Source organism: uncultured Gemella sp., from assembly GCF_963525875.1.
In the GTDB taxonomy this organism is placed as follows: Bacteria; Bacillota; Bacilli; order Staphylococcales; family Gemellaceae; genus Gemella.
The window spans coordinates 1-14268 of record NZ_CAURMG010000010.1 but is presented as its reverse complement, the minus strand read 5'-3'; the positions used below and the strand labels follow the sequence as shown (position 1 = coordinate 14268).

11 protein-coding genes are annotated in these 14268 nt (G+C 31.6%); 9 read left to right on the top strand and 2 right to left on the bottom strand.

What is annotated here, in order from left to right:
- Positions 1–545: 545 nt before the first annotated feature.
- The 5 genes from RWQ73_RS03045 to RWQ73_RS03025 all read left to right on the top strand — a co-directional run bounded on the left by RWQ73_RS03045 (position 546) and on the right by RWQ73_RS03025 (position 6236).
- Positions 546–1694 (top strand): pyruvate kinase, encoded by a 1149-nt coding sequence (locus RWQ73_RS03045; protein WP_314406639.1) that lies wholly within the window; start codon positions 546–548, stop codon positions 1692–1694.
- A gap of 420 nt (positions 1695–2114) precedes the next feature.
- Positions 2115–2921: a diadenylate cyclase CdaA gene (cdaA, locus tag RWQ73_RS03040; RefSeq protein WP_314406638.1), complete on the top strand. Its 807-nt coding sequence runs from the start codon at positions 2115–2117 to the stop codon at positions 2919–2921.
- 11 nt (positions 2922–2932) lie between these two features.
- The gene (locus RWQ73_RS03035; protein ID WP_314085783.1) at positions 2933–3895 is read left to right on the top strand and encodes a CdaR family protein; all 963 of its coding nucleotides are present in this window, start codon (positions 2933–2935) and stop codon (positions 3893–3895) included.
- A 2-nt stretch (positions 3896–3897) separates the two neighbouring features.
- On the top strand, positions 3898–4149 hold the full coding sequence (locus tag RWQ73_RS03030; RefSeq protein ID WP_314406637.1) for a hypothetical protein: 252 nt from the start codon (positions 3898–3900) through the stop codon (positions 4147–4149).
- Between the two features lie 215 nt (positions 4150–4364).
- Entirely contained in the window at positions 4365–6236 is a 1872-nt protein-coding gene (locus tag RWQ73_RS03025; protein WP_314406636.1) for a nucleoside-diphosphate sugar epimerase/dehydratase, read from the top strand.
- Positions 6237–6366: 130 nt separating this feature from the next.
- On the opposite strand, the gene RWQ73_RS03020 is transcribed toward RWQ73_RS03025, so the two are convergent.
- Positions 6367–6597, bottom strand: a complete 231-nt coding sequence (locus RWQ73_RS03020) for a hypothetical protein (protein WP_314406635.1) — start codon at positions 6595–6597, stop codon at positions 6367–6369.
- Between the two features lie 423 nt (positions 6598–7020).
- Here RWQ73_RS03020 and RWQ73_RS03015 point away from each other — a divergent pair, with 423 nt between their 5' ends.
- From RWQ73_RS03015 to ftsH, 4 genes are all read left to right on the top strand, one after another.
- Entirely contained in the window at positions 7021–7635 is a 615-nt protein-coding gene (locus tag RWQ73_RS03015; protein ID WP_314406634.1) for a S1 RNA-binding domain-containing protein, read from the top strand.
- On the top strand, positions 7625–8941 hold the full coding sequence (tilS, locus tag RWQ73_RS03010; protein WP_314406633.1) for a tRNA lysidine(34) synthetase TilS: 1317 nt from the start codon (positions 7625–7627) through the stop codon (positions 8939–8941). The genes RWQ73_RS03015 and tilS overlap by 11 nt, the downstream gene beginning before the upstream one ends.
- A gap of 4 nt (positions 8942–8945) precedes the next feature.
- Entirely contained in the window at positions 8946–9491 is a 546-nt protein-coding gene (gene hpt, locus RWQ73_RS03005) for a hypoxanthine phosphoribosyltransferase (protein ID WP_314406632.1), read from the top strand.
- 100 nt (positions 9492–9591) lie between these two features.
- Positions 9592–11628: an ATP-dependent zinc metalloprotease FtsH gene (ftsH, locus tag RWQ73_RS03000; protein ID WP_314406631.1), complete on the top strand. Its 2037-nt coding sequence runs from the start codon at positions 9592–9594 to the stop codon at positions 11626–11628.
- A gap of 142 nt (positions 11629–11770) precedes the next feature.
- On the opposite strand, the gene RWQ73_RS02995 is transcribed toward ftsH, so the two are convergent.
- Positions 11771–14002 (bottom strand): HAD-IC family P-type ATPase, encoded by a 2232-nt coding sequence (locus RWQ73_RS02995; protein WP_314406630.1) that lies wholly within the window; start codon positions 14000–14002, stop codon positions 11771–11773.
- Positions 14003–14268 lie beyond the last annotated feature (266 nt).

Below are 14268 nucleotides of genomic sequence, written 5' to 3'. Positions count from 1 at the left end.
AATGTTCCTCCTAAATTATTATTTATATATAATTTTAATAACTGAAAACTATGTATTATATCAGCATGTTAAATTATATACTACAGAAAGGGAGATTGTCAATAGTTTTTTATATAATATTATTTTTTATAGTTTTAATTTTAGAAGTGCCACTATTATTCTTTAAATAACACTTATAGTCAAATAAACTTTATAAATATTTTTCACAATTGTCGATAAAAAACAACTACAAACGTAAGCTGTTTTGTAGGAAAAAACCTTACAATTAGGGTAAGAATTTTTCTTTTATTTAATAAAATGGAACTGTTTTTGAAAACGATATATGTAGTTATATTTTTATAGTTTATATTAAATTAATGTGTTAATAAGAATTGAATTTGCCTAAATTAATGAGATTTGATATGATTGAGTGCTTTGTATTTAATAATAATATTTATTTACTTAATAATATAGGTTAAAACTGATGTAATAAGTATAGTATAGTATGTTATAATTTGCTGTGCTATAATAAAATGTGAAATAAAGATATGGATAGGTGAAGAGTTATGATTAGAAATTCTAAAATAATAGCTACTATAGGTGATGCTACAGATAAAGTGTTACGAAAAATAGTGGAAGGTGCAGCAGATGCTGTATTGATAGATTCTTACTATGGGAGTAATGAACAAAATGTTGAAAGAATAGAGAAGGTTAAATCTCTAAGAGAAGAAGTGGGGAGAGATTTAGCTATAATTTATGATGTGGATCATATTTATGCAAAAAATAAGTATAAACTTATAAGAATAGATGAGGAGAATGTAAACTTTGCCTGCGTAAATGATGTAGATTTCGTTGCGTGTCCTTTTGTTGGGAACCTAGAAGAGATTACGAAGGTGAAAGAGCTTATTAAGTCGCATGGAAAAAATATAGGGATTATTGTTAAGATAGATTGTAAAGACGGTTATGACAATCTTGATGGAATACTAGAAATTGCGGATGCGATTATGATTAATCGTGACGAACTTGGTGTAGATATTTCCTATGAAGATTTACCTGGAATTCAAAAGGAAATAGTAAGAAGAGCTAATGAAGCTGCGAAAGTAGTTATTTTAACTACTCAAATGTTATACTCTATGGTTTACAATCCAAGACCGACTAGAGCCGAAGTGTCTGATGTTGCGAATGCAATTTTTGATGGTGTTGATGCGGTAATGTTAATAGAGGAGACTGCGATTGGTGATTATCCATGTGAAGCGTTAGAAACATTAGATAGAACTATAAGAACTGTTGAAAAAAATAATGCTGTTGATGCTGAAAGATTTGAAGTGGAAGGATATAAAATGAGTATCTCTCACGCTGTCTCTATGACGACAAAACATCTTTTAGAAGCAGTTGATGTAAAAAATATTGTAACTTATACAAAATCAGGAACAACAGCTCGTTTCATCGCGAGGTACCGTCCAAATGTACCTGTGCTAGCGGTTTTACCTGATAGAGAAAGTGCTAGAAAATTAATTATTACTAGAGGAATAGTACCGTATATTGAACTTAAAATGTTGAGTATGGAAGAGATGTTAAGTAATGCTTCTGCATATTCTAAAGAAATTGGGCTAGCTGAAGTTGGTGATTCTATACTAATAACTGCGGGTCAACCAGATATAGGAAAAGGTACTGTACCACCTACAGACTTTGTATATGTAAGTAAAGTTGACTAGTTAGGTATTAATACGATTTGTAGGTACGAGTTTTAATGTCTATGTTGTTTAACATAATTTTTGTAGACGATACTTAATGTATTATATTCTAGAAATTATAGAAGATATTTTGAGAGGATGATCAAAAAGCCCTAAATTTTAACAAAGTGTATATGAGAACTCATAGCCGTAGTGGTTTATTGATATCTAAATACGCTTTATAAAAGCTTTTTAGATATCTAATAGACTTTGTGGGGGTGACTCGACAAAATCGATTTTTCTACGAAATCACGATTTTTGAGTCACTCCCCTTTTCTTTTATAAAAAAAATAGCACAGTACCTGTATTTTATGATATAATTGAAAGTGGAATATTGTACTCACAAAATGTCGATTATTGTGTATTGCAACGACATTATTAATCTAAGGAAGGAGATTTTTTATGATAGCTGAATACTTATCAGGAGTAAGTACACTGACGCTGATTATTCATTTATTGGATATATTATTAGTGTGGTTATTAGTTTATAAACTATTAAGTCTACTGCAAGGTACTCGTGGTATGCAACTTATTAAAGGTATTTTAATTGTTATAGGTTTAAAAATATTCTTTAATTTTATCGGATTTAAAACGATGACGTACATTTTTGAACAAGTAGTGACTTGGGGAGTGTTAGGGATAATGATTATATTCCAACCAGAATTAAGACGAGCTCTTGAGTATATAGGAAGGGTACAGCTGTCTAATATCTTCAATATTAATTATAAGGATGTTGAAAAAGATTCTACAGAACAAATTATTAAATCTGTTGTTGAATCATCAAGACACATGGCTCGTCGAAGAATAGGGGCTCTTATTGTTTTAGAAAATAACACTGGGCTTGATGAGTATGTAGAAAGTGGTATCACTGTTAATGCTGAGGTAACGAATGAACTTATAATTAATATATTTATTCCTAATACACCACTGCATGATGGAGCAATGATAATAGATAAAAATAAAATTCGTGCAGCCAGTTGTGTGCTTCCTTTATCAGATAATAGATCAATTGCGAGTAGTTATGGAACACGACACCGTGCAGCTTTAGGGTTATCGGAGTTGACAGATGCTATCGTTATTGCTGTTTCAGAAGAAACTGGGAAAATCAGTGTTTGCCAAAATGGTGTGTTAACTTCTGATTATTCAACTGAGGCTTTAACTAAATATCTGACTAAAAATTGGCAACAACAAGAAAGAATTATTAAATAAGAGGTGATATTATGAAACTAAAAGAAAATAATAAGTTAAAGTTAATATCATTTTTAATAGCGATATTATTATTTATATCTGTTAATGAAAATTTCAAAAACTTCTCAGTTTTAGGTGGAAATAATAGCGATAATGCCACTGCATGGGTGAGTGATGTACCATTAGAAGTTGAATATGATAGAGATAAGCTTTATGTTGTAGGTATTCCTAATACTATTTCTGTGAAATTATCAGGAACGCAGACAAAAGTTCAAAAGGAAAGTATCGCAAAGAATTTCAAAGCTAGACTAAATTTAAAAAATGCTCAGATTGGTGATGATCAAAAAGTTAGAATAGAGATTGAAGGTTTAGAAAGAGGTGTTGATGGCACAGCAGAACCTTCTACAATAACTATTTCTATAAGAGAAAAAGCGACAAAAGAATTTAGAGTGACTCCTGTAGTTAAGAAAGAAAGACTATTAATAGGATACGAAGTCGAGAAACTTAGTGTAACTAATGAAACTGTTAAGATTTCTGGGGCGATTGAGAGCCTTAATAGAATTAATGAAGTTCGTGCTGAAAGTGATACACGTACAAAAATTAATAGAAATACTAGAGAAGAAGCTAAATTGGTTGCTTATGACAGTGATTATAACAAGATAGAAGATATTCAAATAGAACCGAATTCAACTGTTATGAGTATCGAATTAAAGAATATTGAAAAAGAAGTTCCGTTAGAAGTAAACACTATAGGTAGTTTACCTCCAGGATTTGAGCTTGTCAGTGCTACTGCCGATGTTACAAAAGTAACGATTAGAGCGGAGGATGCTGATAATCTTGCAAAAATAAGTGAAATGTTCGTTGATGTTGATTTGAGTGATATTAAAGAGGAAACAGAAGAGCGTAGTAATCTGAAGATTTATCCAAAAGAAAACATTCGAATAGCGACGGATACGCCGATTGTTAAAGTAACAATTAAGATAAGGAAAAAATAATTATGACAGATAAAAAATTGATATTTTTGGCTATTAATATGCTTATAACGGTTTTTAGTTTGGCTATAATAATAGGAACTATTTTTATAGAAAATCAGAGAGTAAAAACAACTGCAATTTTTGTAGCGATAACGATATTAATAGTTCAAAAAATAGTGGAGATAAAAGTAATCAAAGAAACAAGGAAAGTTAGTATTGTAATATTACTTATTATAATAGCAGTTACGGGATATTTTGGTTATAGATTACTTTAAAATATCTGGATGAGTAGTAAGGGAGACTTTAAAGTTTAATTTTATATAATTTTATTTTTAAAGTTTCCCTATAGGATTTATTAGGTAATTTTACAATCCCAAAAGACACTTTTATTGCTTATGGATTGTTACATGAAGTATTGTTATTTAAATTTTATATGGGATTGACCTGTTAGGTCAGCCCCGTAGTTTTTAATAAATTTTCAGGAGATGTTATGAATAGATTATTTTCATCAAAAATTTATATAAATCACAGATTTAAACTTATAATGTTATTGGATTTATTTATAGTAGCATTAGGGATAATAGCATCGATATTTTTAGGTAAGGCATCAGATCCATTCGCTATGCTAAATGGACACTATACAGAAATATTTGAATTTCTAGTGATTTCACTTGTTATATATATAGTCAGTTTTTATTTATTCGGTACTAATAAATCTCTATGGTCATATCTAGGAGTAACAGAGATAGTTAATATTTGTATTTCTGTAGTTCTAGGGGATTTGATTACTAGTATTTTATACCAGTATATGTTGCCAGATACATTCTCAAATGTTAGGTTTGCAATTTTTTCACCGTTATTAATAATAGCGGGGATGATGTTTACAAGAATGTTATATCGTGCCTTACGTGAAAGAGAAGCTGGTAAGTATGGAGTTAGTACTTATAAAAATACATTCATAATCGGTGCAGGAGATGCGGGATATATATTATTAAAAGAACTATCAAAAAATAATATTTTCCGAGCTAATGTAGTTGGTCTTATAGATGATAATCGAAAAAATTCTGTAATCAGCGGGGTTACGGTAGTTGGAACAACTTATGAAATACTAAAACTTATTCCAAAATATGAAGTAGAACAAGTTTTTTTAGCTATTCCTTCGATTAGTGCTTATAATAAAAATAGAATATTAAATGTTTTGAAGGAAGCAAATGTTACTGTTAAGGTAATGAGTTCTGGTGTTGCTGTAGAAGATGGAGAGAGTATTTCTAAACACTTGAAAGATGTATCGATTGAGGATTTATTAGGACGTGGAGAGGTGAAACTTTCTCAAGGAGAGATTCGTTCTTATATTAAAGGAAAGAGTATCCTTGTTACAGGTGCTGGTGGTTCGATTGGAAGCCAGATTGTAAGAGAAATATTCAAATTCAAACCTAGTCAACTTGTTTTAGTTGATGTTAATGAAAATGCCTTGTACATGTTAGAACGTGATTTAGATTTTGAAAAATCACATAGTAAGGAATACGAGGATATAAATTATATTTCTGAAATAGTAAGTATTCGTGAAAAAGAGGCTCTAGCTGAGGTGTTTGATAAATATAAACCGAGCGTAGTGTTCCATGCAGCAGCACATAAACATGTACCGCTAATGGAACGTCGTCCACAAGAAGCGATAAAAAATAATGTCTTTGGGACAAAAAATGTTATGGATGTAGCGATTGAAAAAGAAGTAGAAAGATTTATTATGATTTCTACTGACAAGGCGGTAAATCCTACGAATGCTATGGGTGCTTCAAAACGTTTAACAGAGATTATTTTACAATCAAAAGGTAATAAGTACAAAACGAAATTTGCTGCGGTTAGATTCGGTAATGTATTAGGTTCAAATGGTTCTGTTATTCCTATCTTTAAAGAACAGATTAAAAAAGGTGGACCTATCACAATCACGCATAGAAATATTATTCGTTACTTCATGACGATTCCAGAAGCGGCACAATTAGTACTACAAGCTGGGTATTACGCAAGTGAAGGGGAGATTTTCCTATTAGACATGGGAGAACCCGTAAAAATAATAGATCTTGCGACAAACTTAATCAAACTATCAGGATTAGAACCGTATAAAGATATTGATATCGAAGAAATTGGTCTAAGACCTGGTGAGAAAATGTATGAAGAGTTATCACTTGATTACGAAAGCAGTGAGAAAACTGATAATCAAATGATCTATAAAAATACAACTTTAGACATTGATGTAGATGAATTAGATAAAAAATTAAATGAATTAAAATCAATGCTAGGACATTCAACAAATGAAGAAATACGTAGCAAGTTATTTGAAATAATAAATTGTTATAATGGATAAAAAAAGAAGGGCGATTCAAAAGTAATTTTGAGTCGCCTTTTTAGCTATAGGAATAATGCGAAAATCTTGATTTTTAAAAAACAAGATTTTATTGAATCATTCGCTAGCAAGTTTTAGAGAGTGTTATTTTTTATTTTTCTACGTTTTTAGTTTTTTTATCTATATAGTTATTTATAACCAACGCTAACACTATAGGTAAATCAAAATAAACAACTTCGAGCACAAATAATATGATTTTGTATTGTTGTATAGAGTTTGGATTAACTACATTATCAAATAAGAAATAGATTGTAGTACCAAATAAAAAATAAAATACTAGAAATATGTAATATCTTTTTTTGATTTTTTCCGCGTTTAACATAGTAACCTCCCTGAAATAGCGTATTGCGTGTTTACTATAGATAAGAATATATGATATGAAACATATACCTTTGGTATTTTTAACATAACACAAAATATTAAAAAATAAAAGACTGATAAAATCATTGTTTTTATGATATAATAAAGGTTAGTGATGTTATTTGTAGAGATAGTTAACATAACATTACTTAAAAGAAGATATAATGATTAAGTGCTGATTTCAAAAGAGTAAATTTTTGAAGTTGGCATTTTTTAGTTGTCGGGATTTGGTTATTGGTATATTATTACCTTGAATTATCTTTGATATTTCAATAGATGAATAGAGTGTGGTATAATATTTAAGTGAAACAAATAGGAATGATTTACGAGGTTTAAACTATTAAGATTATATAGTTTACATCTATATTGATAGCGAGGTGATTGAATGAGTAAAGTTTCAGGTAAGGTAACAAAGGTTGAAAGTAAAGGGCTGTATATAAAACTAGAAAATGGTAAAGATGCATTTTTACCAAAGGAAAATATGTTTATAGGTAAAAAGAAGAAGCTAGAAGAGATTTTTTCTGTTGGTTTTATAATTAAAGCTGAGGAGAAAAGTACGAAGGATTCTTTAGTGATTTTAACACAAAAAGAGTTAAAGCAAGCTGAGGGTGAAAAGAAAAAAGCAGAGAATAACTCGAAAGAAAAACATAGTAAAAAGAAAAACAAACCAAAAGCACCTGAGAAAAAAGAAGTTAAAGGACAACCTGAAGTTCAGAAAAAACAAGAAGTGCAGGAAGAAAAAGAGGAGCCTAAACAGGAGACGAAAACTTTAAAAGACTTGAAAAAACTTCAATTCATAGGGAATATGAAGATTTCTGTAGGGAAAGGTAAGAAGAGTAATATTACCGAGTTATCTGAGGAGAAAGAAGAGAAAAAAGAAATTCCTCCAGCGCCAGAAGGATTACTAGAAGATATACTTACGACGACAAAGCAAGCAGAAGGTAAGCTAAAAAAAATAAAAAAAGAACTTCAAGAGAGAGGTTATCTAGATGGACATTAATGTTTTATGGCAAAAAACTGATAAAATAGCACTAGGTCTGTCAGGAGGAGTGGATTCTATAGTTTTGTTTCATCTGCTTGTTACAAAGTATACAGAAAGTTATAAAGAATTAGTGGTGTTCCACATAAACCATGGTCTAAGAGAGCAGTCTTATGAAGAAGCTGAGTTTGTAGAAAACTTCGTCAAAAACTATAATGTCAAGTTCTACAAAAAAGAGCTAAATATGAATGATTTAGAAAGAGATAGTCATACCTCAGAGGAGATGCTCGCAAGAAAACTCCGTTATGAAGCTTTTGAGGAAATGTCTTCGTTAGAAGGTGTTGTGAGGTTAATAACTGCTCACCATAAAAATGATCAGGTAGAAAATATACTTATGAGACTCCTTAGTGGACGCAGTATGGATTATAACTTGATAATAGAAGAGAAGACAACTATAGGAAACTTAGAAGTTTATCGACCATTACTAAATGTATTAAAAATAGACCTTGAGCAATATGCCGATAAAAATGACTTAAAATACTATGTAGATTCAACAAACTTTGATACTGATTATACAAGAAATAATATAAGGCACAATATTGTACCGTTGTTGAACGATGTAAATACAGCGAGTTTTGATAATTTAATCAATTTTTCTAGTTATTATCAAAACGTTAATACTGAATTAAGAAATAAAGTATTAGAAAACAAAGCTGATTATGTTATTTCTAAAGAAGAAGATAAAGTTGAATTAGATAAGAAAAAATTATTGAAAAATACCAAAGAAGAGATTTATTTCTTGTTAAGAGACATATTAGCAAATAATTTTGGTATTTTTGATGTGAAACAAAGGGCACTTTTTACAATAATAGAAGACCTGAAAAGTAGAAATAACAATAAAAGTTATGATTTGAAAAATAATTTAAAAATTATTAGCGAATATAATAGTATTTATGTTCATAAAATCAAAAAAAAATGTTATAATGATAAGATAGAGTTAATAATAGATGAAGTGGATATTACTAAAGTTTATACATTTCATCAGAGTAATTTTCTAATAACAACAACTAACAACTCATCGGAGGTTGGATTTAATAAAGAAGATTTGCCCTTGATAGTTACGACCAAGAGGAATGGTGATAGAATTCAAAGAGGTAAGGTTAGTAAAAAACTTTCACGCCTATTTATTGATGAAAAGATTCCCAAAGAACTCAGGGATACTCTTCCAGTAATTCGCAACAAAGATGGGATTTTAGGAGTTTTAGGAATAAATACTAAAATCAATAAAAATAAAAAATATGATTATTACATAAACACGAAAGGATAAAACAGTGGAAAATTTATTAAAAGATATCAAGAAAGTTCTATTTACACACGAGGAAATCGTAGTTGCTAGTAAAAGAATTGCTAAACAAATTGAAGAGGATTATAAAGATAAATGCCCTGTTCTAATTTGTACATTAAAAGGGGGATTACCTTTTATGGCAGAACTTTTAAAACATATTGACATTCACGTAGTTACTGACTTTATGGATGTATCTAGTTATCACGGAGGAACTGAATCTTCTGGTGTAATCAAAATCAAAAAAGATTGCGGAATGGATATTGAAGGACGTCACGTAATTATCGTTGAAGATATTGTAGATACAGGAAGAACTCTTAAGGCACTTATTGAGAACTTAAAAGAAAGAAAAGTAGCTTCTGTAGCGTGTGCTTCATTAGTAGATAAACCAGAAACTCGTGTAGTTGATGTTGAGGCAGATTACATCGGTATGGTTTCACCAAATGAATTCTTAGTAGGATTTGGTTTAGACTATGATGAGAGATATAGAAACTTACCTTATATCGGTGTTCTAAAAGAAGAGATTTACTCATAATAATATTTTAATCAAAAAAGGTCAAAATATTAGTCAAACTTTAGTTAAATATGATAAAATAAATTATGTTTAGAAATATGATAGGAGGAAGATTGTCTATATGAATAATAAAAAAAGACAAAACCCTATCCTTGGTATGCTTGCATTAATCGCAATCGCGATTGGATTATTTGCATATTGGCAGCAAGACTTACCTGGGACAACTGAAAAAATAGACTATGCTAAGCTTGTTCAAACTATTAAAGACGACAAGGTTAAAGAAATAAGTCTACAAAGAAAAGATGAGAACTACAATATTAAAGGTACTTACACAGATGGTAATAAGAACTTCGAGAGTGTAGTTGCAGCATCTGATTCTGAAGTACAAAAACAAATTAATGAAAAAGCTAAAGATGGAAAATTAAGTGTAGTAGAATATAAACCAGCTGAAAAAACTGGAGCAATTCTATCATTCTTAGGTCAGATTATTCCACTTATCTTGTTTATGGGTGTTTTAGTTTTCTTTATGACACAAATGCAAGGTGGCGGTGGAGGCAAAGTAATGAGCTTCCAAAAATCTAAAGCTAAAAAAATCGATGGTGGAGAAGCGAAAGTTACATTTGATGATGTAGCTGGAGCTGATGAAGAAAAACAAGAACTTGCTGAAATGGTTGAGTTCTTAAAAGATCACCGTAAATTCACTAAGATGGGTGCTAGAATCCCTAAAGGTGTCCTACTAGAGGGGCCTCCAGGGACTGGTAAAACTTTACTAGCTCGTGCTGTAGCTGGTGAGGCAAAAGTACCATTCTTCTCAATCTCAGGATCTGATTTCGTTGAGATGTTCGTAGGGGTTGGGGCAAGTCGTGTTCGTGACCTATTCAAAGAAGCTGAAAAGAATGCGCCATGTATCATTTTCATCGATGAGATTGATGCTGTAGGACGTAAACGTGGAAGCGGAGTAGGTGGAGGAAATGACGAACGTGAACAAACTCTTAACCAACTTCTTGTTGAAATGGATGGATTCGATGGTGAAAAAGGTATTATCGTAATTGCAGCTACTAACCGTGCTGACGTATTAGATAACGCCCTTAGAAGACCAGGTCGTTTCGACAGACAAATTAAAGTTTCTACACCTGATGTAAAAGGTCGTGAAGCTATTCTTAAAGTACACGCTAAAAACAAACCACTTGCTAAAGGTGTTGACCTTCGTTCATTAGCAGAAAAAACTCCAGGATTCTCTGGTGCGGATCTTGCTAACATCCTTAACGAAGCGGCATTATTAGCAGCTCGTGAAAATAAATCTAGTATCGATAAAGAAGATCTAGATGAAGCTATGGACAGAGTAATCGGTGGTCCAGCTAAACGTAGTAGAGTATACACTCCAAAAGAAAAACGTCTAGTAGCTTACCACGAAGCAGGTCACGCAATCGTAGGTATGGTACTTGATAGTGCTGATAAAGTACAAAAAGTTACTATTATCCCACGTGGTGATGCTGGTGGATATAACCTTATGATTCCGGAAGAAGAAAAATACTTCCAAACTCGTACAGATTTAATCGACAAAATCTGTGGATTACTTGGTGGACGTGCTGCAGAGCAAATCTTCTTTAACGAAGTATCTACAGGAGCTCACAATGACTTCGAACGAGTAACAGCTATTGCTCGTGCGATGGTTACAGAATACGGTATGAGTGATGCTGTAGGACCAATGCAAGCTCCATTCCACGATCCATATGGTGGACGTCAACTTTCAAGTATCGGTAACTACTCAGAAGAAATGCTGAAAGAAATCGATAACGAAGTTCGTAAAATTATTAACGAATGTTACGCTAAAGTTCTTCACATTATTGAAACTCACAGAGAACAATTAGAACTTATTGCACAAACACTTATCGAAGTTGAAACAATCGATAGAAAAGAAATTGTTGCTCTTTACCAATTTGGAAAAATGCCAAAAGACCTAGACGAAAGAGAAGCAGAACAACTGGATAAAGTAGTTAATAAGAAATATTACGAAGAACAAGCTCGTAAAGCCAAAGAAGAAGCTGAGAAAAAAGCTCAAGAAGAGGCTAAAAACGAAGAAGATAAAGTTGAAAAGGTTGAAGAAAAAGACCTAGAAGACGAAGAATCAAAAGAAAAACCTTCTAACGAAGAATAAAAGAAAACCCTGGATTTGAAATTAACCAAATTCAGGGTTTTGTTGTACTCTTTTGAAGTGTTATTATAGTAATGTTTAGACGATGTTCACATTCGAAAGTGAGCGATAAATGAGCGATAAATGAGTGATAAATTTTTATTCTTTATCTTGCTTTTCTTCTCGTAAAGAAGTGGACTGTTGAGATTAATAGCCCGAGAATAATTATATAAATCACTTGAGAAAATACCAATGGTGTAAAGTAATTTTTCAAGATAAATATATTAACTCCCACACCTATAATTGTAGCGATACTTAACATAGAGAGTAGTGCAACTTTATATTTGTTAAGAGGTAGGCTGACCTTCGCAACCATGCATAATCCATTTATTAACGCAAGAAGGAAACAGATGAATTTCACTTGTGAATTGTCTGTAATGGTAAAGTTTGTCAGTAGTACTGTAGCTACTAAAATACCACCACCGATTGTAGCATTTTTTAGTATGTCTTTCATGAAGTTACTGCTTACTTTCTCCTTATTCGCTTCAAAAGTTAGGAAGAATGATGGAATACCGATTGTTATCGCTGAAATTATCGTAAATTGAATCGGTATAAATGCAAACTCCAGGGCGAAGATCACACTAAGTATTGAGAAGATAATCGAGAAGAATGTTTTTGTTAGGAATAGTGAAGCTACCTTTTGAATGTTATTAATAACACGACGACCTTCCATAAGTATATCGTAGAATACTCCGAAGTCATCTGTTAAAAATACGATATTAGATACGCTTTTTGCAGCACTAGTAGCACCATTCATCGCAAAACTAATATCAGCTTTTTTAAGGGCAAGAACATCGTTAACACCGTCACCGCTCATTGCAACAGTCTTTCCAGCTTTTTGTAATACGGCTACCATTTTCTGTTTTTGTTCAGGGGTAACACGTCCGAAAATGTCATTCTCAAGAATAGTTTTTTCAAAGTCCTCTTCAGTCACTTTAGTCATATCGATAGCCTTAGCATCTTCTTTGAAACCAGCTTTTTTAGCAACACCGTACACGGCTATATGATTATCTCCACTGATTATTTTCACTTCAACACCTTGTGATTCGAAGTATTTGAATGTTTCTTTTGTGTTTTCTTTTATTTCATCTGATAGAACTACATGTCCTACAAGTTTCATATTAGTAGGAACATTTGTACTATCTTCAGTATAGGCTAATGATAATATTCGATAACCCTCTTTTTTTAGATTCTCGTAATACTTATCCATTTCAATAGAGAAGCCTAAAAATTCATATGCACCGAAGAAGTATGTTCCACCGTTTTGCAGTTTTATAAATGAATATTTATTTTTACTAGAAAAGGCTCCTAATTCTTCGACATCCCATTGTTTTTTACACGTTAGATGATTCTTTAAAGCTCTAGATGTTGCATTTTCATCATTGAAATATGCAAGGTAACTTGATAATTTTTCTGCAACTTCATCATCAATTTCTACAACATTCATATTACCTGTAGTGATAGTTCCTGTTTTATCGAAACAAAGGACATCTACTCTGGCAAGGGTTTCCACGCAGTATAATTCTTGAACTAAAACTTTCTTTTTAGCAAGTTTCATCGCAGCAACCGCAAGAGAGACGCTGACAAGAAGGATCAAACCTTCTGGAATCATACCTACTAAAGCCCCAGCACTTCGCAAGACTATTTCTACATAACCACGACCAAGACTAGCACCACGCATATACAGCATAATTGCGACAGGAACTAATAGAATAGATATAACTTTTAAGATTTTATCCATATAGTCACGAAGTTTAGATGGATATTTTTTAAATTCTTTAGTACTTTTAGCAAGCTTATTAATATAGCTATCCTCTCCAACAGCAATAGCTCGCACTAAACAACTACCACTAACTACGTTACTACCGCTCATTACTTTATCACCAGTAGTCTTAAAGATATTGTCACTTTCACCAGTTAATAGTGATTCATCAACCTCGATACTACCTTCGATGATTTGGGCATCAACAGGAATCTGATCTCCGAGATTTAAGTGTAGATATTCTCCAAGGACGATTTCTTCAGAATCTATATTTATTATTTTATTATCACGGTTTACTCGGTATTTACTTCTACCTAGCAAACTCAACTTTTCAAGGGCATTTTTCGAACGAACTTCTTGAAAAATACCAATTGCAGTATTTATAGTGATTACACCTAAAAACAACATATTTTCAAATCTAAGTGTTGTAGCTATAAATGCTGCTAAGACTAAGTTCATAGCATTGAAAAAAGTGAAAATATTAGAAAAGATAATCTCTTTAGTAGTCTTATAAGGTTTTATTTCACTAATATTTTTTTTCGCTTTAGTTACTTCTTCACTAGTTAAATATTTCATTCTACCTCCGCCATAACTATATTTTTTAATTAGTTTCTATTTTATCACACTTTAGTATAGTTTGGAAAATTAAAGGATGGAGAGCGGGATTTCAAAACTTTTAGTTGATACTTTATCTATAAAGTAGTATTATATTATTGATTAAATTATAATATAAGTGAGAACAACATGGAAAAACTAGATTTTTTAATAAAAACACTAAATTCAGAAGTAGAAATACCAGAAACGGAACAAGAAAAGAAAGATTTATTTAGAACATTGATGAA

What these genes read in the sequence shown, in the direction of transcription:
- RWQ73_RS03045 (WP_314406639.1), top strand. Translation starts at nt 546, where the DNA reads ATGATTAGAAATTCTAAAATAATAGCTACTATAGGTGATGCTACAGAT.
- cdaA (WP_314406638.1), top strand. Translation starts at nt 2,115, where the DNA reads ATGATAGCTGAATACTTATCAGGAGTAAGTACACTGACGCTGATTATT.
- RWQ73_RS03035 (WP_314085783.1), top strand. Translation starts at nt 2,933, where the DNA reads ATGAAACTAAAAGAAAATAATAAGTTAAAGTTAATATCATTTTTAATA.
- RWQ73_RS03030 (WP_314406637.1), top strand. Translation starts at nt 3,898, where the DNA reads ATGACAGATAAAAAATTGATATTTTTGGCTATTAATATGCTTATAACG.
- RWQ73_RS03025 (WP_314406636.1), top strand. Translation starts at nt 4,365, where the DNA reads ATGAATAGATTATTTTCATCAAAAATTTATATAAATCACAGATTTAAA.
- RWQ73_RS03020 (WP_314406635.1), bottom strand. Translation starts at nt 6,597, where the DNA reads ATGTTAAACGCGGAAAAAATCAAAAAAAGATATTACATATTTCTAGTA.
- RWQ73_RS03015 (WP_314406634.1), top strand. Translation starts at nt 7,021, where the DNA reads ATGAGTAAAGTTTCAGGTAAGGTAACAAAGGTTGAAAGTAAAGGGCTG.
- tilS (WP_314406633.1), top strand. Translation starts at nt 7,625, where the DNA reads ATGGACATTAATGTTTTATGGCAAAAAACTGATAAAATAGCACTAGGT.
- ftsH (WP_314406631.1), top strand. Translation starts at nt 9,592, where the DNA reads ATGAATAATAAAAAAAGACAAAACCCTATCCTTGGTATGCTTGCATTA.
- RWQ73_RS02995 (WP_314406630.1), bottom strand. Translation starts at nt 14,002, where the DNA reads ATGAAATATTTAACTAGTGAAGAAGTAACTAAAGCGAAAAAAAATATT.